Below are 18,696 nucleotides of genomic sequence, written 5' to 3' on the forward strand. Positions count from 1 at the left end.
GGAGAGTATTATGGTCAGTCATGCACATGTCACAGCAAAAAATGCCTGGATGCGTAACGTTATGTTGATTTCGTTCGTTACCGCCATCGGTGGATTTTTGTTTGGTTTTGATAACGGCAGTATTTCGGGTTCAGTGGGTTTCCTGCAAAGCAAGTTCGCACTCGATGCGGACAGCATCGGCTGGGTGACTTCCTCTATTATTATCGGGTGTATCATTGGTGTTGCTCTGGCCGGCACTCTGTCAGATGTTATTGGCCGTAAAAAAGTCCTGCTGATAACCGCCCTCATTTTTATCTTTGGGGTGTTGGGGCAGGCGATGGCAACCTCTGCTGAAATGTTGGTGTGGTACCGCATTCTTGTGGGCATCGGCATTGGTTTGGAAACCACGGTGGCTCCTCTTTATATTGCCGAAGTCTCACCGGCACACATTCGGGGACGGTTGGTATCGCTCAATCAGTTATTTAATTGCATCGGTAACCTAGCGATATTTTCTATTGCGGCAATTATCGCCAGCAGTGCCAGCGAAGCCTGGAATATTGAACATGGCTGGCGAATTATTTTTGCCACCGGTATCGTACCGGGGATCGTATTTTTATTTCTACTCATTAAAGTTCCAGAAAGCCCACGTTGGTTGGTGAGTAAAGGGCGTGATGAAGCGGGTCTAGATGTTTTGCGTACAATCAACCCGGACGAGGCCACCGCCAAAGAACAGTTTAAGGCGATTAAATCTGCCCTGCAGAGCGAGCACTTATCACGGCTGAGTGAACTGTTCAAACCACGACTGCGTAAGGCGCTGATGATTGGTTTTGGCGTGGCACTGTTCCAGCAAATCACCGGTATCAACGCTATTTTTTACTATGCACCAGAGATTTTTAAAACAGCGGGAGTCGATGTTAGCGGTGCGATGTCCTTTACTGTACTGATTGGCGTCATGCTGGTGATCTCTACACTGGTCTCCATGTGGATAATCGATAAAGTCGGTCGCCGGTCATTACTGCTTTTTGGCTCTGTCGGTATGGCCGTCACCCTAAGCGCCATCGGGATGCTGTTCCGCGCTAGCGAAACGCACACGACTTTGCTGTTAATTTGTATTCTTGCTTATGTCGCGATATTCGCCGTTTCATACGGTACCGTCGCCTACGTGATTATTTCTGAAATATTCCCGGTTCATGTCCGTGGCATTGCAGTTTCCATCGCCACCTTTGCACTCTGGGGTGGGAACTTTTTTGTTTCTCGCTTTTTCCCAATATTAGTGGAAAACATCAATGCCGCTAACACGTTTTTTATTTTCGCTGGAATATCTGTCATCGCATTAATTTTCGTTATCACGATGGTACCGGAAACCAAAGGAAAAACACTTGAAGAGATCGAGTTAGAAATGCATGGCAAATAGAATTAATAAAAAACATAAAAATAATCAATAGCACCCAGTAAATAATAACCCTACAACATCAGGAGATATATTTATGCAGCATGGAAAAATATTGCACCCACAAATTGCATCCGCTTTAGCAAGTTTAGGACATGGCGATATTGTGCTAGTCACTGATGCAGGAGCGCCTATTCCTGCAGATGCTAATAGAATCGATCTAGCTTTCTGCTCCGGCAGTGTGGATTTACTTGAAATACTACGTGCTCTGCGGCGGGAAATCTTTATTGAGAATGTTATTTTCGCTGAGGAAGTACAAAATAACAACCCTCATCTTTTGGATAGCGTAACCGATATATTTACCAGTTCCGGTGCGGACTTTACATTAATTCCCCATGAGAAACTTGTTTCCGATATCTACAGTCAAGCCAAATTTATTATTCGATCCGGATCATTGATGCCATGGGGTAACTTTGGATTAGTGGCTAGTACAGATCCTGATGCTTGGTTTGATGATACCATGAAAATCATTCCTGAATATGTTGAGCGTTCTAACCGTATAAAAAATAAAGCAGTGCCCAGAATAAAAAAACTAACGGGATGGTGTAAAAAATGAATACAACCCATAATATGAGCTACAAAATAGCGCTTATTGCTTCATTAGCAGGGTTATTATATGGTTTTGACTCTGCAGTAGTTTCCGGCGCCATATCTCACATCAGTAAATACTTTATGCTTGATGCCATTGGCACCGGATGGGCGGTTTCTTCTGTTGTACTTGGCTTCATGATAGGTGCTTTTAGTGGGCAATTTATTACACGCTCACTCGGTAGAAAAAAATCCCTTATCATTACTGGCGTATTGGTATTTCTGGCTGGCATATTCACCGCCTTTCCCTATAACTTCACCATGTTTATACTCTTCAGAATTATTGGTGGCATTGGCGTTGGTTTAGGCTCAGCCGCTGCACCGATGTATATCGGTGAGATTTCAGCCCAAAGAATCCGTGGAAAGACATTAGGTTTTTATCAGATGATGATCGCATTTGGTATTTTATCGGTCTATTTAGTCAATGCGCTAGTTGCCACTTGGATACCAGACCCCGAATGGGGAACAAACTATTCATGGCGATTTATGTTAGGTGCGATGGCGATTCCCGGATTATTATTTATGATCCTCGCATGTTTTTTACCTGAATCACCCCGTTGGTTAATCAATAAAAACCGTGAGGCAGAAGCTAACGATATTCTAAAGTATGTGAATGGCGATAACTATGACAGTCAAGCAGCCATTGCCGAGATAAAAGAGTCTTTCTTGGCTAAGAGTACCGCAAAAAACAATACGTCATTATTTTCAAAAAAATATCGAAGAGTTTCATTCATCATTCTTACCATGGCGTTACTGGCTAATCTTTGTGGTATTAACGCTATATTATATTATGGTAACGTTCTGTTTGAGAACATGGGAATTGCCACTGCAAAAACTGCCTATTACCAGCAAATTATCATTGGTATTGCCTTCTTTGCTGCAGCAGTATGGGCGGTTTATCGTGTTGAAAAATATGGTCGTAGAAAACTCCTTATCATCGGTTCATTTGTTTGCTTTTTAAGCATAACATTGCTCGGGATTCTAATCTGGATGGGCGTGACGAGTATTTTCATGCTAGGGCTGATGATTATTTACATTCTATTTTTTGGCGGAACGGTCGGGCCCATCTTATGGATAATCATCCCTGAGCTATCTCCAAACCTCATTCGTGATAAGTTGATGTCTTGGGCCACGTTTCTTATCTGGACGGGTAGTTTTATTGTTTCACAGACATTTCCGATGTTAACTAACAGTGTGATATTGAATGACTTATTCAATGGCAGCTTCCCATTCTTTTTATATGGCTTATGTTGCTTATTGTGGTTTTTCCTCAATGTCTTTTTTGTGATAGAAACTAAAGATAAGTCTCTGGAACAAATTAGTACGGAGATGTGTAAAAACTAAAGAGTTGTTCAAAATAATGCCTTCCACAAAGGTCACTTAGGCTGTCAAAAACCGTATAAGAAAATGCCGTCAATCCCGAGCCCAATGCAGCTTTTTGCCAAAGCCGAGGGTATTGTCGGTCATTTTCACTTCGAGCAAATCTAATTGCCAAATTGGCGCTTTCATTACCTTAGCAACGGGGAAACGCTTGCAATAACGCGCTCGCGCTAATACATCATCATCGCCACTTAAGCGGGTTATCTCCCCGCGATACTGCACACCTTTAATCAACGCGATAGTTTTCGGGCGCGGCACAATGGTGCCGACGACGTTAGGGTTTTGCTGAATTAACTCACCGTGGCGAGTATGCGGCTCGGTCATCAACCACAACGCCATCCGTTCGGCGTCGAAGACGTAAAAACAACTGGCACACCACATGTCGAGACCGTTGCCTGCGCATAAGGTGAGGACATGTTGTTTATGCAAGAAATGGATGATGTGTTGTTGATCGGAAGTCATGGGATTCCTAGGTGCAGAGATAGTTGACTAGAGTACTACGTTTTTGGGGCTGCCTGCACGGCAGTGAACACCGCGCTCATATCATCGTGATGGCGCAGTGATTTCTAAGCTGCCTGTACGGCAGTGAACACAAATCCAAAAGCATTGGTTAAGCGCCCGAATTTTCTAAGCTGCCTGTACGGCAGTGAACATTATCTGCAATACTGCCGGGTATTGGTTAATTTTCTAAGCTGCCTGTACGGCAGTGAACTGTTAAAGACTACAGCCAATCGGCTGATTATTGGAAGCTTTTATGCAAACTATCGCAAAAACCCTTTTTTCAAACCACCAATCAATCTACTTATAAATCAAACAGTTAATCAACCTCGCCAAAAAAGGGTTCAGAATGACGACGGAGGTGCATATAGTACCTGCGGTTCTGATTTGAATAAGAAGACATTGATTGTGGAAGAAAAAACGCTTTGGCATCTCTATATGCTGCGCTTGCCCAATGGCATGTTGTATACCGGCATCACGACCGATGTAGCGCGGCGTGTGGCGCAGCATCAGGCGGGAAAAGGAGCCAAGGCCTTGCGTGGTAAAGGGGAATTAACGCTGGTGTTCCACTGCCAAGTTGGAGATCGCTCGTTAGCGTTGCGGTTGGAATATCGAGTTAAGCAGTTAAGTAAAAAACAAAAAGAGAGACTGGTTCTTCACCCGCCTCTCTCATTGGAGTATTTATTGCCAGAAGTTAAAACCGATTAAATGGCTCGGAGTATTCCACCAGCCCGGTAACACCATTTAAGGCATCTTCCGCCAGCGGATAAACTTGGAATGCGGCTTCAGTACCCAGCCAACGACAACGGAGATCGAAAGCAGCAGCAGGTTTAAAACCAAAACGCCCGTAATAAGCCGGATCACCCAATACCACGACTGCGGCATAGCTGAACTCGTTCAACGTATCCAGCCCTTCATATACCAACTTTTCGCCTAATCCTTGACGACGCAAGCCTTCATCAACCGCCAACGGCGCTAAGCCAACCCATTGACGATCTTCACCTTCCACATCTACCGGGCTGAATGCGGCATAACCCACGACACCACCTTCATCATCGGTGGCGACGATGCCCAAAGTCAGCAAACCGTCTTCACGTAATTGCTGCACCAGATCGGCTTCGCCATCCCCTTCAAAGCTGCGGCGCAACAACGCATCGATCCCTGGTGCATCTACCGCAATTTCTATACGAATCAACATAATACCGCCGCGCGGGAACTATTCTCCGCGCCCTCCTGCAAGCCTGCTTCAACAAAGTCGGCCAGTTGTAATAACCCGATGCGCAGCGGCGCTGGCATGGTGTCCAGATCAATCGCGTCCATCAAGTTTTTCACATACAGACCCAATTCGGTGTCCCCTTCAATCTGCAACCGACGCTGGAAGAACAAAGTGTCAGGATCTTGTTTACGCGCAGCGATCAGTATCAAATCATTGGCATCACCGCTGAAACTGACATCAGCCTGCGCATGTTGACTGACCACCAGTTTGTCGTTTTCTACCGTCATAAACCAGTGCAGAGCCAAGTCACGCACTTCTATCTTCAACCAACGCGATTCCAAAAACTCTAAGTCGCCATCTGCCAGTGCCTGACGAAACTGCCAGCTCAGTACTTGTTCCAACACTTGACGTTGCAGAGCAAACGGCGTGAATTTTAACGGTACGCGCAGCAGCGACGGCCCCTGACGCACAATGCGTGCTCGTAGTTTTTCCAACACAGTCATTTACTCCTTTCAACACAGTCTGCCGCTATTTTGCCACATTGGCGCAAGGCTTCAGCGGTCTATATCAACAAATAGTGAATTTCCTACTCAGTACATCAACCCTATCAATACGCCAGAAACTGCCTTAAATCAAAACCTGTTAACCGTGGTTTCACTAAAATCACCCACCCGTTTAAATAATTGCTGGCTGAAATACATAGCTAGCAACAATTATCACAGCGTCCCGCTGAGTCAGGAAAATCTATGGAGCTGCTTTGTCCCGCCGGTAATCTGCCGGCCTTGAAAGCCGCGGTGGATAATGGTGCAGACGCCGTTTACATCGGTCTGAAAGATGATACCAATGCGCGCCATTTTGCCGGGCTGAACTTCACCGAGAAGAAATTGCAGGAAGCGGTAGATTACGTCCATCGCCATAATCGTAAATTACACATTGCAATCAATACATTCGCCCACCCAGATGGTTTTTCCCGCTGGCAACGTGCGGTAGACATGGCGGCGCAACTGGGTGCCGATGCACTGATCTTGGCCGATCTGGCTATGTTGGAATACGCCGCAGAACATTATCCGCAAGTGGAGCGCCATGTCTCTGTACAGGCTTCCGCGACCAACGAAGAGGCCATTCGTTTCTATCAGCGTAATTTTGCTGTCGATCGCGTGGTGTTGCCACGCGTGTTGTCGATGCACCAGGTAAAACAGTTGGCTCGTACGAGTCCAGTACCGCTGGAGGTTTTCGCTTTCGGCAGCCTGTGCATTATGGCCGAAGGTCGCTGCTATCTTTCCTCCTATCTGACCGGTGAATCGCCCAATACCGTCGGTGCCTGCTCTCCAGCACGCTATGTGCGTTGGCAACAAACACCACAAGGTATGGAATCTCGACTCAACGACGTGCTGATCGATCGCTATCAGGATAATGAAAACGCCGGTTATCCCACGTTGTGTAAAGGCCGTTATCTGGTGGATGACGTGCGTTATCACGCGCTGGAAGAACCTACCAGTCTGAATACGCTAGAGCTACTGCCTGAACTGTTCGCCGCCAATATTGCCTCGGTGAAGATTGAAGGACGCCAGCGCAGCCCGGCGTATGTGAGCCAAGTAGCGCGCGTCTGGCGACAGGCAATCGACCGTTGCAAAGCCAACCCCGCAGCCTATCAGGCCGATACGGCTTGGATGGAAGCACTGGGTTCAATGGCTGAGGGCACGCAAACCACGCTCGGTGCTTATCACCGTAAATGGCAGTAGTTGGAGGACGCATGAAATACGCATTAGGTTCGGTGCTCTATTACTGGCCGAAAACTGAGATAGAAACTTTCTATCAGCAAGCCGTCAACAGCAGCGCGGATATCATCTATTTGGGCGAGAGCGTGTGCACCAAGCGGCGCGAGATGAAGGTGGGCGACTGGTTAGCATTAGCGCAGGAAGTTGCCAAGTCAGGCAAGCAGGTGGTGATTTCTACACTCGCGCTGTTGCAAGCCCCTTCCGAGCTGAACGAGCTAAAACGCTATGTTGAGAATGGGGAGTTTTTGATCGAGGCCAATGACCTCGGTACGGTAAACATGGCGGCAGAACGCGGTTTACCGTTTGTCGCTGGGCACGCTTTGAACTGCTACAACGCCTATACGTTACGTGTGTTGCACAAACAAGGCATGACGCGCTGGTGTATGCCGGTAGAGCTGTCGCGCGATTGGTTGAGTAATCTACTCACGCAGTGCGAAGAGCTAGGTTTTCGCAATCAATTTGAAGTCGAAGTATTGGCTTATGGTTATTTGCCGCTGGCCTATTCCGCCCGTTGTTTTACCGCCCGTTCAGAGAATCGAGGCAAAGACGAGTGTGAAACCTGCTGTATTAAGTATCCACAAGGCCGAATGATGCGCTCGCAAGAGAATCAGCAGGTCTTCGTGTTGAACGGCATCCAAACCATGAGTGGCTACTGCTATAACCTCGGTAACGAGCTAAGCAGTATGCAAGGGCTGGTGGATATTGTGCGTTTGTCACCGCAAGACCGTGAAACATTGGCGCTAATTGATGATTTCCGCGCCAATGAACAAGGCACACAGCCGCTGGCGTTAACCAATCATGCTGATTGTAATGGCTACTGGAGAAAAGTGGCTGGATTAGAATTGGTGCAGTAATGATTCATAGACAGCAAAGGAAATAACACCTTTGCTGTCTATTTTAGTTATCCCCAAAGCCACGTTTAATCAATTTTACCGATCAGTTGATTTTATTGGTGGCGTTCCTTCGGCGTTAGATAAAACCACATCGATTTGGATTAAAGCATCGTTAAGTAATGCGGATACGCCAACAGTTCTACGTGCGGGAATACCGCCAGGGAAATAGGTTGCATAGACTTCATCTACCGCATCAATATCTGCAATATTTTTAAGGAATATATTTACTTTAACCACATCAGCCATAACGTGATCGATACTTTCTACTATCGCTTTGATATTTTTTAAGCACTGCCCTGCCTGCTCTTTTATTCCACCAGCAACTACTTTACCAGTCTTAGGATCTAACGGTAATTGAGCGGAAAGGTGGTTGTAATGTGAGAAAGCGACCGTTTGTGTATGTAGAGCGCATTTCGGGGCGTTGTCAGTATTGTTGGCTTCTACGATCAACCCATGTCGGTCTTCAACCACTTGTGGCGGTGTGCCATCGCCGTGTGAGATTACGGCTTCGATTTGCACTAAAGCATCCATCGGCAACGCTGAAGCAGCAACGGTTGTTCTTGCAGGAACATAAGCGACGGTTCTGGCAATCGCCGAGTCTGGGAAAAAGGTTGTATACACTTCGTCTACAGCTTCAATATCCGCGAGGTTTTTAAGGAAGATATTCACCTTCACAATATCGTCAAAAGGAACATCGATACTTTCTAAAATTGCCTTGATATTCTTTAAACACTGCCCTGTTTGCTCTTTTACACCACCCGATACCAATCGACCAGACTTTGGATCGATAGGTAGCTGAGCAGAAAGGTTATTGTAATGAGAAAAAGCAACGGCTTGCGCAGATAGAGGGCTTGTTGGCGCATTTGGTGTGTTATTTATCAGCTTTATGAGATCGCCTGCTTGTGGAGCATTGGGAATTGTCCCTTCACCGTTTGAAATAAGTGCTTCAACTTGCACCAAAGCATCCATAGGCAAAGCGGCAACGGCGACTATCGTCCGTGTAGGAACGTAGCTGGTGAAGAAGGTTTTATACACTTCATCTATAACATCAATGTCTTTGATATTTTTAACGAACACCGTGATTTTAACCACGTCATTCATAATGTGGCCGATGCTATCTATAACCGCTTTGATATTTTTAAAACACTGCTCAGCCTGATTTTTTACACCACCAGAGACTAATTTACCCGAGATTGGATCGATAGGTAGTTGAGCTGAAAAGTTATTGTAATGAGAGAAAGCGACCGTTTGTGAGTATTTCCCCAGACTTTTTGGCGCATTTTCCGTATTTCTTGCTAACACTGCGTTATAGCCGCTCATAATGATTAATTCCCTTTTATATATATTATTAATAGATAAACTAAATCGCGCACGCGTAGTTCAAACTCTTAGCACAGACAAAAGCAACAATCAGGCCAGTATTAAGCCACTTTTGTTTTTGAGAAGAAAAAACGTGAGGTATGCCGAATTAATCTAGGATCTACTTTTCCCATCCTCCTGCAATGATGGGAATCACTATCAATGACATGATTAAATTAGTGATAAGGGTTCAGAAAATATCTCTTCACTATCACGCCTTCAACAGAAAAATATCACTTTGATAATGTTATTGATAGCTCAGGTGTATTGGGTGAGCTCTGAGCTGCCTGTACGGCAGTGAACTGAGAATGAACATTGATGGGTGGTGCGACGCATTTCTAAGCTGCCTGTACGGCAGTGAACGTTTACTCGTCAGGTTCAAGTGCTGGGCAATCTTTCTAAGCTGCCTGTACGGCAGTGAACACTTCTGCCCATTCTGCGGCACCAAATTTGAATTTCTAAGCTGCCTGTACGGCAGTGAACGCTTTACTATTAGTTGTTGACTGGGTGCAGGTTTTCTAAGCTGCCTGTACGGCAGTGAACTCGATGCGTTGGCGAAATAGCGGGGTGATGGGTTTCTAAGCTGCCTGTACGGCAGTGAACGCAATAATGAGCCAGAAGTTTGGTATTACTTTTTTCTAAGCTGCCTGTACGGCAGTGAACTCTAGTCAATTGTTTGTGTCGGGCAATGTGATTTTCTAAGCTGCCTGTACGGCAGTGGACTGCTTGCCCACCATGTCCAGCGAGTCGAACGCTTTCTAAGCTGCCTGTACGGCAGTGAACACAGCTCCCTTATTGTTGCGATGGTTTTCCTTTTTCTAAGCTGCCTGTACGGCAGTGAACTTCGCACAAGAGAACGCCCTTCCGATTAACTGTTTCTAAGCTGCCTGTACGGCAGTGAACCAACAGAACCAGATTGCAGCAAGCCTGAATCTTTTCTAAGCTGCCTGTACGGCAGTGAACTGCAGAACAGAGAGACACAGCCACTTCATTCGTTTCTAAGCTGCCTGTACGGCAGTGAACGACGCGCTGCCAAGCTGGGGGTATCAAACCACTTTCTAAGCTGCCTGTACGGCAGTGAACAATGACGTATGGCTTGCATCGCTGGTGGAGCATTTCTAAGCTGCCTGTACGGCAGTGAACCAGAGAAAGCAGCGCTACAGCGTTACGGCTCATTTCTAAGCTGCCTGTACGGCAGTGAACAAGCTTTAGGCTTAATTGATTTTAAGCTGATATTTCTAAGCTGCCTGTACGGCAGTGAACCGTTGTCTCTAAGTATGTGCACCATTCCACATTTTCTAAGCTGCCTGTACGGCAGTGAACGTTGATTACAATCAGTGACTTATCCATTCCTTTTTCTAAGCTGCCTGTACGGCAGTGAACACATCAAGAAGATTCTAGCTGACATTGGAAATTTTCTAAGCTGCCTGTACGGCAGTGAACGGCATGATGCTGTAGTCACCCCTCCATTCCAATTTCTAAGCTGCCTGTACGGCAGTGAACCGGATGCGGATGGGATAGCAGCAGGCATTAACTTTCTAAGCTGCCTGTACGGCAGTGAACTGATTGGTAGCCGGTGTTCGATGCTGCTGATTTTTCTAAGCTGCCTGTACGGCAGTGAACATAAAAAACCCCGCAGATGCGAGGCTTGGTATTTTCTAAGCTGCCTGTACGGCAGTGAACTGTTGCGGTTTCACCTTAACCCTCTATCACCAAAAGATAAACGCTATTTTTTACCCAAAAACCCTTTTTTGCAGAGCGAATTTCCATATCGTAAAATCAATAAGTTAGAACACAGCGATAAAAAAGGGTTTATTGATAAGAACGTACCTATGCTCCCTTACGGCGAGACAAGCTCCTCAGTACCACGCTGCTACGCACAAACCCGACACCAATACCGATCAGGGTATAAATTGCACCTAATAACAGTAACATCGAAACATCCCCCCAAACATCGCGTAGCGGTAAACCCAATTGGTTAACGCCTGCAATCGCCTTGGTCGCCCAAGTGGAGGGAAGCATCGAAGAAATCGTGCGCACCCAACCGGGCATCGCTTGCAATGGCCAAATAGTACCGGATAGGTAAAATACCGGAGTGGTCACAAATGCCAGTGTCAGGTAGATCATTTCTATGCTGCGCATACATTCGGTGATCAATTTCCCCAAACCGAGTACCGCTAGCAGGAACGGGAAAGTCAGCAATAAGATCTCTGAGATTGCTGCCGTTTGGCGATAACCCAGCACCCACGGCCACAGCACAAACAACACTATCGACAAGAACAGCCAAATCGGTAACAACGCCGAAAGTCCTCCAAGATAGACCGGGATCGACGGTTTGCCGCTCGGTGTACTGCTCATAACAATGCTGACGCGTACACAGGCAATCAGCAGTGAGTGCTGTAACAGCATGACCAGTAGACCGGGGAAAGTAATCGCCGCGAAACTGATGCCGGGATTGAACACATCCAATGCTTGTCCGCGAATAGGCGTCAGGATCACTTCTGCCTGTCGTACGCTAAAACCACTACGGAGCAGCAATTCGGTATTGTATTGAGTCAGCAACTGTTGATAGGCGGCAACCACGTCTTGTTGGATTTGACCGTTTGCCAGTCGGTTCGTGGCATCACCAAACACCGGGAGCACGATGTTCTCACCGTGCAGGATCTTCTTTTCCAGATCCACTGGCATGATGATCACCGCAAACAACTTACGCCAACCTAGATCCCGTTGCGCCTCTGCCAGATTGTCATACGTTAAGATGGCGATCTTCGAAGTGGCGTCCAGTTGACGAATCAGTTGGCGACTCGCCGTACTGTGATCTTGATCGATCACCGCCACCGGCAGATCCCACACCGTGCGATTGACATAAACAAGACTGGTGACGCACAGCGACAGGAGCAACATCAACCACATCGGTTTTTCCAACATGCTCATCAACACGCGGCTAAAGGTTTGCCAATAGATTTTCATCAGATTGGAGCCTCCTTCGCCAAACGTTTCAATAATCGGTTACGCACTAACCATGCCGCGATCAGCGGGTATACCGACAACAACGCACAAACGCTGAATATTGCGCTGGCTGGTACCTGTCGTAAAAATACGTCAAACATCGCATACAACGCGTGAGTCAATGGTTCAATGTTGGAGATGATGCGAGCAGGCAGAGGCATCGAAAGTTCGGGTACCGCCATACCGGAAAAAGTCATCGCGATACTGACGATAATCCCGATCAAGCTATAGGCCGTGATCGAATTAGAGGTGAAGGTAAATAACACCAAGCCAATACTTTGTGCAGCCATCACGTAAAAGAAGCCAATCAACAACATAAATAAAGGATTACCGCTGACACGAGCATCGAAAAACCACACCAATGCGGCGATTTCCACCATCAGTAAACTGGTAAAACACAGAGTATAAGGCGCGAGTTTACCCAGCAGTGCCAATCCAAAAGGTTTGGCTTTTAGTAACGCCTTAGCGCGCGCCATGACGTAAATCATGCAGGTGACGACAAACAGTTGCAGCAAGTGGATGGTGGCGGCAAATTGCTGGTAATAGATATAACTGCCGCTGGCGTTGAACAAGCTACCGTAGTTCAGCGTCACATCCGCCAATGGCGGTAACGGTTTGCCCATTGCCCCCGCAATAATCGAACGGGTGTTGCTGTTTACCTCAGTCATCAAACCGCTGAAATCCTGAGTGGCATACAATCCCGCCCCATAAAATAAAGCGTTGTAATACAGCACAATACTCGGCTGCTTACCCGCCAGCGCGTTAGCTTCGAAATTCGGTGGCACATACAGCAAGGCATAGTCTTGCGCACTGCTCAGACGACGGCGAGCCTCAGCCAAACCCCCATCAAAGGCTTCAACATGGGCGTGAGAACCCGCATCCAGTTTGCGTACCAAGGATTTCGACAACGAGCTATGATCGTTATCGACCACCGATACAGGCAGATCCAGCAACGTGCCTTCCGAGAAATTACTGCTAATCAGGACGAATAGCAGCAAAGGAAACAACCAGCAGAGCCAGTGGATCACCGGTTTGCGGAAAGCGATGCGGCATTCGCTACTAAAGGAACCACTGAAGCAACGCCAGCCAGCCTTTACTCTTGCCATTGCCATAAGCTGCTCATCCCTGGGCGCAAACCTTCCACGGGTTGCGATGGATACAAACGCACTTCAAAGGTTTTCAGATCGAAATCCCCCGTCGCACGGGTGGCGCGTTTCGTCGCGTAATCACCCAACGGGGCGATATAGCGCACTTCGGTTTCGATGATGTGATCTTTCAGCGCCGGAATTCGCACTTTGACTTTGTCCCCTTTGCGCACATGGGCCAAAATGTCTTCACGCAAGTTAAAGATAAAATAGGCATCCGGTAAACGGATGAGCGTTAACAACGGGCTAGAGGCATTGAGCAGTTCCCCAACTTCCGCCGGTATCGGCCCGACTTCGCCATCGACTGGGGCTTTCACTTGGAGATCGTCGGTCTGCGCCTGAACCTCCAATAGATCCTCTTCCGCGGCACGTAACGCGGCGGCATATTTCTGCCGTAGTTCGATGCGATCGCCGTTAATACCTTCATCCAGATTGGCTTTCGCGGCTTGTACCTGCTGGAAAGCCGTGTCGCGGGAACGACGAGAGCTATCCAGCTCAGATTTAGAAATATAGCCCTTACCCGCCACACTCAAGTTACGATCGTAATCATGTTGAGCGTTGCGCAGTTCCGCTTCGGTCTGTGCCAAATTCGCACGTAGATTGCGGATGCTTTCTTCACGAGTGCCATTCAATGATTGTGCTAGTTGGGCTTTAGCCTCGTCTCGCGTGGCCTGTGCCGAACGTAATTGTGCCATCAATTCTGGGCTATCGAGCTGGATCAACACCTGCCCAGCTTTGACATCATCACCCCGCTCAACCAAACGCTCAATCACCCGCCCCTTGGCTTTTGAAGCCACGATCACTTCCGGGGCGTCAACTTCCCCTTGTAACAACAAGTACTGATTGTGAGCACGAAATAGCACTGCCATCGCGATAACAATCACTACCAGCAGTAGGGTAAATAACGTTTTTTTCTTCATGACGCCCATTCCCTACAGGGTGAATAACAGATGAAAATCTTCATATCCCTATGTCTCTTAATAAAAAAATGTGTTTACAACTAAATATACCACGAGCATTTATATCTCAATTTGTAAGCTTAATTTGCATTATGCTTTTAACACTAAAAGCGCATTTCGTTTTAGTTTGCAGATCTCTGCAATCGCCCTTTAAGCGATCCAACACTTAGCAATTAATGGACGATAAAATGACTCAATCTATACCCGTTTCGGTACTCGATCTTTCCCCTATCCCGCAAGGTGCCAAGCCACGCGATGCTTTTCATGCTTCTTTAGATTTAGCACAACATGCTGAAAAATGGGGCTTCCAGCGCTATTGGTTGGCAGAACACCACAATATGACCGGTATCGGCAGCGCGGCAACGTCTGTGCTGCTGGGTTACTTGGCCGCTGGTACGCAAAGCATTCGACTAGGATCTGGTGGCGTGATGCTGCCTAACCATGCGCCTTTGGTGATTGCCGAGCAGTTCGGTACGCTGGAATCGCTTTACCCAGGCCGTATTGATCTGGGGTTGGGCCGTGCACCGGGGACCGATCAGCGCACCATGATGGCATTACGTCGCCATCTTTCTAACGGTAGCGAAGATAGTTTCCCGCGTGATGTGCAGGAACTTCAGCACTATTTTGCTGAGGTTCAACCCAGTCAGGCGGTACAAGCAGTGCCGGGGCAAGGATTACATGTGCCAATCTGGCTACTCGGTTCCAGTCTCTATAGCGCGCAATTGGCGGCACAGCTGGGTTTGCCGTTTGCCTTCGCGTCACACTTCGCTCCGGATATGTTGTTCCAAGCGCTGAACCTCTATCGGGAGAACTACCAACCTTCCGAACGTTGGCCGCAACCTCATGCGATGGTATGCGTTAACGTGGTCGCCGCCGAGAGTGATCGCGATGCACGTTTCTTATTCACCTCGATGCAGCAGCAGTTTATTAACCTACGTCGCGGCTCTCCGGGCCCGTTGCCACCACCAGTAGAAGATATTCACACGTTATGGACCGCTGGTGAGCAATATGGCGTCGAACAAGCATTGCGGATGTCGATTATCGGTAGTGAAAGCACTGTGCGCCATGGTTTGCAAACACTGCTACGAGAAACCGATGCCGATGAGATTATGATTAACGGCCAAATTTTTGACCATCAGTCTCGTCTGGATTCTTTTGAGATCGTTGCGAAAGTAAAAAGTGACTTGGTGAAAGGGTAAGGTGCATGGGCACTGCAAAGGTGCCCATTTTAGCTCTAGCGCTGGCTCATATAGCAGGTACGGACCATCTTGTTGAAAAGCCATGATTACGCGTATCAAGTGGGATATGGACTAGGAGTAAGAGCTTCAGTTACGTGAATAGCTTAATTACAACCATCTCCTAACGTTTATCCACTAGGACAATTCCATAACACAATAAAACCTAATACGCTGATAATTAAGAACAAAAAACATAAAGCAAAACAAAAATTAAACAAATAACAATAAAAATGAAATTCAGAAAATCCTTAATTAACTAAATGCAGAGATGTAATAGTGTGTACGGATACAATTGACTATACATAATTCCCTTGTTTTTATGAACCATCCCTATAGAATTCGGTTCAGCTAAGCAGATTTGATAGTCTGCATATAAAAAAGCATAAAATTTTATATTCAAGTTAGTACAAACTTTGGTCACACAGGGACAATTGAACGCATGCCATTATGGGATGAATGTCAGTGCATTGGTAGCTGCTAAGCCAAGGGCGGTAGCTACGGAAAGATCATTCATAACACGGTATGATAGCTTTGAAACAATCACCTACATGCATGATATCATTAGAATAATTTATGATATTGTGACTCAGCCAGAATATGTCCAACAATGCTTCATGAGCAAAATGCTAGCTTGTCATAGCTTGAGTGGTAATAGCTTACGACGTAGAAAACCCGGTCTGTAATAGAAGAAAGCCAGGATGATAAAAAGAAGTACTATTTCATGTAGTAAGTAAACTGAACTAAGTAAGCTCTATATAACACTACACGTCGCTAAAATTTAAAAAAACAGCCAAAAAGCTTGATGTGGTAATACGTAAGATGATCTCTGAATAGTTAAGAATAGAAAACGCCGCAGAGTCATCGTCAGACATTCAGTGTATTACGGTGAGTATATTGAACAGAATATAGATTTAATGAGAAAAGTGGTAATGGATAAGGTTTATCTATCGTCAGTCTTGGTAGAATATAGACTTTCGTAATATTCCTTTAGAATGAATACCTAATGTTCATTTTTATAATCAGCAATATAGTGAAGGTTAACATGTCTAACATCATTCTGCCCGTAATAATGGCAGGAGGGACAGGAAGCAGGTTATGGCCACTTTCAAGAACTTTATATCCAAAACAGTTTCTTTCCTTGACGTCTACTTCCTCCATGCTTCAAGAAACTATTATGCGTCTCGACGGATTAGAACACGAACATCCGTTGATTATTTGTAATGAAGAACATCGTTTTATTGTTGCGGAGCAGCTCCGTCAATTAAATTTACAGCATAGTGGTATTATTCTGGAGCCAGTAGGTAGAAATACAGCTCCTGCTATTGCATTGGCGGCATTACACGCACTTAAACACCAAAGCGATCCAATTTTGCTTGTTTTGGCTGCCGATCATGTCATTCAAGATAACACTGCATTTATTACAGCGATTAAACATGCACTTGAGCTGGCGGCCAGTGGTAAGCTTGTTACCTTTGGTATTATTCCTAACAAGCCAGAAACGGGATATGGTTACATAAAACAAGGAGCACCAGTTTCTGATAACGCCTTTTCTGTATCCGAGTTTGTAGAAAAACCCAATTTAGAAACTGCACAAAGATACCTTAATGAAGGAACATATTACTGGAACAGTGGTATGTTTATATTCAAAGCATCACGCTATATTGAAGAGTTAAAACAGTATCGTCCGGATATATTAGAGGCTTGTAATAATGCCTTGAGCGCAGCTTCCCTTGATCTTGACTTTACTCGCCTGAATATTGAATTATTTACTAAATGTCCTGATGAATCAATTGATTACGCTGTAATGGAGCAAACGTCTGATGCCGTTGTTGTACCGTTAGAAGCTGATTGGTGTGATGTTGGCTCTTGGTCAGCACTGTGGGAAATTGATACTAAAGACAATAATGAGAACGTTATTCATGGCGACGTCATTGCCATTGATACGCAACGCAGTTACCTCTATTCACAACACAGATTAATCAGTGCTATAGGTTTAGAGGATATGATTATTGTTGAAACAAAAGATGCCATTCTTGTTTCTCACAAAGATACCGTTCAGTCTGTAAAAGACATTGTAAATACGCTTAAATCACGTTCACGCAATGAATATTTACAACACAGAGAACTGTACCGTCCTTGGGGAACTTCTGATGCCGTATCCGAAGGTAACCATTATCACGTCCGCAAGGTGACGGTCAAACTAGGCGAACGAACGGCAACCCAGATACACTACCACCGTGCTGAACATTGGATCGTAGTGACAGGCACAGCAAAAGTGTATTGCGATAATAAAACGCAACTACTGACTGAGAATGAATCAATGTATATTCCAGTTGGCATGTCTCATTCTCTTGAAAATCCGGGAAAAATCCCTCTGGAGATTATAGAGGTCAGAACCGGCGCTTATCTAGAAGACGATGATATCGTGCGTCTAGAACAATATACTCACGGTAACAATCATGAAAGTTAGCATTATCACGGCTACTTATAATAGCGCAGCAACACTGGCCGATACTTTACTCTCTTTAGACTCACAATCTCATGGCGACATAGAATATATCATTATTGATGGTGCCTCCAAAGACTCAACCCTTGAGGTGATTAACAATACCTCTCGTCGTGTAATGAAAATTATTAGCGAACCAGATAAAGGTATTTATGACGCCCTTAATAAAGGTATTCAAGCGGCGACAGGAGATGTGATTGGTTTTTTACATTCGGATGATCTTCTTGCCTACCCGGAAGTGATTGAGGATGTTGTTGCAAAGTTCAAAGAAAACCAATGTGATGCCGTGTATGGCGATCTGGAGTATGTCGCTAGAAACGATATCAATAAAGTCGTTCGCTATTGGAAAAGTGGTGAATTCAAGCGTTTTAAGATGCAACTAGGATGGATGCCACCGCACCCAAGCTTCTATATGAAACGAGATCTCTATCTAAAATGGGGCAGCTTCAATCTGGATTATAAAATATCAGCAGATTACGACTCTCTGATTAGATATTTATGGATACATAATGCCAAATTGAGTTATTTGCCGAAGGTTCTTACCCGAATGCGTGTCGGTGGTATGAGTAACCGCTCCTTTGAGAATATTGTTCAAAAGACTAAAGAAGATATTAAAGCCATGAGAAAAAATGGCTTGTTATGGCCAATCGTTCTTGTGTGCAAAAACTTTTCTAAACTTCCACAATTTCTTAAATAAT

At 45.8% G+C, this 18,696-nt stretch carries 16 protein-coding genes and 1 CRISPR repeat array; of the genes, 9 read left to right on the forward strand and 7 right to left on the reverse strand.

What is annotated here, in order from left to right:
• The first annotated feature begins 10 nt into the window (after positions 1–10).
• The 3 genes from AC3ISQ_RS19385 to AC3ISQ_RS19395 all read left to right on the forward strand — a co-directional run bounded on the left by AC3ISQ_RS19385 (position 11) and on the right by AC3ISQ_RS19395 (position 3,361).
• A complete protein-coding gene (locus AC3ISQ_RS19385) occupies positions 11–1,393 on the forward strand; it encodes a sugar porter family MFS transporter (RefSeq protein ID WP_489349142.1) in 1,383 nt (460 codons plus the stop codon).
• 73 nt (positions 1,394–1,466) lie between these two features.
• Positions 1,467–1,985: a D-ribose pyranase gene (gene rbsD / locus AC3ISQ_RS19390; RefSeq protein ID WP_489349144.1), complete on the forward strand. Its 519-nt coding sequence runs from the start codon at positions 1,467–1,469 to the stop codon at positions 1,983–1,985.
• Positions 1,982–3,361: a sugar porter family MFS transporter gene (locus AC3ISQ_RS19395; RefSeq protein WP_489349146.1), complete on the forward strand. Its 1,380-nt coding sequence runs from the start codon at positions 1,982–1,984 to the stop codon at positions 3,359–3,361. The genes rbsD and AC3ISQ_RS19395 overlap by 4 nt, the downstream gene beginning before the upstream one ends.
• 69 nt (positions 3,362–3,430) lie before the next feature.
• Here AC3ISQ_RS19395 and AC3ISQ_RS19400 read toward each other — a convergent pair whose 3' ends face one another.
• Positions 3,431–3,859: a YhbP family protein gene (locus tag AC3ISQ_RS19400; protein ID WP_489349148.1), complete on the reverse strand. Its 429-nt coding sequence runs from the start codon at positions 3,857–3,859 to the stop codon at positions 3,431–3,433.
• 474 nt (positions 3,860–4,333) lie between these two features.
• On the opposite strand from AC3ISQ_RS19400, the gene AC3ISQ_RS19405 reads away from it, so the two are divergent.
• Positions 4,334–4,603, forward strand: a complete 270-nt coding sequence (locus AC3ISQ_RS19405; RefSeq protein WP_489353393.1) for a GIY-YIG nuclease family protein — start codon at positions 4,334–4,336, stop codon at positions 4,601–4,603.
• Here AC3ISQ_RS19405 and AC3ISQ_RS19410 read toward each other — a convergent pair.
• On the reverse strand, positions 4,590–5,093 hold the full coding sequence (locus AC3ISQ_RS19410; protein WP_489349149.1) for a GNAT family N-acetyltransferase: 504 nt from the start codon (positions 5,091–5,093) through the stop codon (positions 4,590–4,592). The genes AC3ISQ_RS19405 and AC3ISQ_RS19410 overlap by 14 nt on opposite strands.
• A complete protein-coding gene (ubiT, locus tag AC3ISQ_RS19415; protein WP_489353395.1) occupies positions 5,087–5,608 on the reverse strand; it encodes a ubiquinone anaerobic biosynthesis accessory factor UbiT in 522 nt (173 codons plus the stop codon). The genes AC3ISQ_RS19410 and ubiT overlap by 7 nt, the downstream gene beginning before the upstream one ends.
• Before the next feature lie 249 nt (positions 5,609–5,857).
• Here ubiT and ubiU point away from each other — a divergent pair, with 249 nt between their 5' ends.
• Together ubiU and AC3ISQ_RS19425 are read left to right on the forward strand one after the other, a co-directional pair.
• Complete coding sequence (gene ubiU, locus AC3ISQ_RS19420) at positions 5,858–6,853, forward strand: ubiquinone anaerobic biosynthesis protein UbiU (protein ID WP_489349151.1); 996 nt, start codon at positions 5,858–5,860, stop codon at positions 6,851–6,853.
• An 11-nt stretch (positions 6,854–6,864) separates the two neighbouring features.
• The gene (locus AC3ISQ_RS19425; RefSeq protein WP_489349152.1) at positions 6,865–7,743 is read left to right on the forward strand and encodes a U32 family peptidase; all 879 of its coding nucleotides are present in this window, start codon (positions 6,865–6,867) and stop codon (positions 7,741–7,743) included.
• Positions 7,744–7,818: 75 nt separating this feature from the next.
• Here AC3ISQ_RS19425 and AC3ISQ_RS19430 read toward each other — a convergent pair whose 3' ends face one another.
• The 4 genes from AC3ISQ_RS19430 to AC3ISQ_RS19445 all read right to left on the reverse strand — a co-directional run bounded on the left by AC3ISQ_RS19430 (position 7,819) and on the right by AC3ISQ_RS19445 (position 14,215).
• Positions 7,819–9,102 carry a RidA family protein gene (locus AC3ISQ_RS19430; RefSeq protein ID WP_489349154.1) on the reverse strand — a complete coding sequence of 428 codons (1,284 nt, stop codon included), beginning with the start codon at positions 9,100–9,102 and terminating at the stop codon, positions 7,819–7,821.
• A 314-nt stretch (positions 9,103–9,416) separates the two neighbouring features.
• Positions 9,417–10,824: a CRISPR direct-repeat array (repeat unit 28 nt; unit sequence TTTCTAAGCTGCCTGTACGGCAGTGAAC).
• Between the two features lie 147 nt (positions 10,825–10,971).
• Positions 10,972–12,111 (reverse strand): ABC transporter permease, encoded by a 1,140-nt coding sequence (locus tag AC3ISQ_RS19435; protein ID WP_489349156.1) that lies wholly within the window; start codon positions 12,109–12,111, stop codon positions 10,972–10,974.
• Positions 12,111–13,262 (reverse strand): ABC transporter permease, encoded by a 1,152-nt coding sequence (locus AC3ISQ_RS19440; protein WP_489349157.1) that lies wholly within the window; start codon positions 13,260–13,262, stop codon positions 12,111–12,113. The genes AC3ISQ_RS19435 and AC3ISQ_RS19440 overlap by 1 nt, the downstream gene beginning before the upstream one ends.
• A complete protein-coding gene (locus tag AC3ISQ_RS19445; RefSeq protein ID WP_489349159.1) occupies positions 13,244–14,215 on the reverse strand; it encodes an HlyD family secretion protein in 972 nt (323 codons plus the stop codon). The genes AC3ISQ_RS19440 and AC3ISQ_RS19445 overlap by 19 nt, the downstream gene beginning before the upstream one ends.
• Positions 14,216–14,430: 215 nt before the next feature.
• Between AC3ISQ_RS19445 and AC3ISQ_RS19450 the strand changes: the two genes are divergently transcribed.
• The 3 genes from AC3ISQ_RS19450 (at position 14,431) to AC3ISQ_RS19460 (ending at position 18,695) form a co-directional block, all read left to right on the forward strand.
• Positions 14,431–15,453, forward strand: a complete 1,023-nt coding sequence (locus AC3ISQ_RS19450) for a luciferase-like monooxygenase (protein WP_489349161.1) — start codon at positions 14,431–14,433, stop codon at positions 15,451–15,453.
• Positions 15,454–16,543: 1,090 nt separating this feature from the next.
• Complete coding sequence (locus tag AC3ISQ_RS19455) at positions 16,544–17,962, forward strand: mannose-1-phosphate guanylyltransferase/mannose-6-phosphate isomerase (protein WP_489353396.1); 1,419 nt, start codon at positions 16,544–16,546, stop codon at positions 17,960–17,962.
• The gene (locus AC3ISQ_RS19460) at positions 17,952–18,695 is read left to right on the forward strand and encodes a glycosyltransferase family 2 protein (protein WP_489349163.1); all 744 of its coding nucleotides are present in this window, start codon (positions 17,952–17,954) and stop codon (positions 18,693–18,695) included. The genes AC3ISQ_RS19455 and AC3ISQ_RS19460 overlap by 11 nt, the downstream gene beginning before the upstream one ends.
• The last annotated feature ends 1 nt before the right edge of the window (position 18,696 follow it).

It is taken from the genome of Serratia sp. KH_031, from assembly GCF_057839655.1.

Bases quoted from the DNA above. Each gene is read 5' to 3' on its own strand.
- AC3ISQ_RS19460 (WP_489349163.1), top strand. From the start codon at position 17,952: ATGAAAGTTAGCATTATCACGGCTACTTATAATAGCGCAGCAACACTG.
- AC3ISQ_RS19385 (WP_489349142.1), top strand. From the start codon at position 11: ATGGTCAGTCATGCACATGTCACAGCAAAAAATGCCTGGATGCGTAAC.
- AC3ISQ_RS19435 (WP_489349156.1), bottom strand. From the start codon at position 12,111: ATGAAAATCTATTGGCAAACCTTTAGCCGCGTGTTGATGAGCATGTTG.
- AC3ISQ_RS19440 (WP_489349157.1), bottom strand. From the start codon at position 13,262: ATGGCAATGGCAAGAGTAAAGGCTGGCTGGCGTTGCTTCAGTGGTTCC.
- ubiU (WP_489349151.1), top strand. From the start codon at position 5,858: ATGGAGCTGCTTTGTCCCGCCGGTAATCTGCCGGCCTTGAAAGCCGCG.
- rbsD (WP_489349144.1), top strand. From the start codon at position 1,467: ATGCAGCATGGAAAAATATTGCACCCACAAATTGCATCCGCTTTAGCA.
- AC3ISQ_RS19425 (WP_489349152.1), top strand. From the start codon at position 6,865: ATGAAATACGCATTAGGTTCGGTGCTCTATTACTGGCCGAAAACTGAG.
- AC3ISQ_RS19395 (WP_489349146.1), top strand. From the start codon at position 1,982: ATGAATACAACCCATAATATGAGCTACAAAATAGCGCTTATTGCTTCA.
- AC3ISQ_RS19430 (WP_489349154.1), bottom strand. From the start codon at position 9,102: ATGAGCGGCTATAACGCAGTGTTAGCAAGAAATACGGAAAATGCGCCA.
- AC3ISQ_RS19445 (WP_489349159.1), bottom strand. From the start codon at position 14,215: ATGAAGAAAAAAACGTTATTTACCCTACTGCTGGTAGTGATTGTTATC.
- AC3ISQ_RS19410 (WP_489349149.1), bottom strand. From the start codon at position 5,093: ATGTTGATTCGTATAGAAATTGCGGTAGATGCACCAGGGATCGATGCG.
- AC3ISQ_RS19400 (WP_489349148.1), bottom strand. From the start codon at position 3,859: ATGACTTCCGATCAACAACACATCATCCATTTCTTGCATAAACAACAT.
- AC3ISQ_RS19450 (WP_489349161.1), top strand. From the start codon at position 14,431: ATGGACGATAAAATGACTCAATCTATACCCGTTTCGGTACTCGATCTT.
- AC3ISQ_RS19405 (WP_489353393.1), top strand. From the start codon at position 4,334: ATGCTGCGCTTGCCCAATGGCATGTTGTATACCGGCATCACGACCGAT.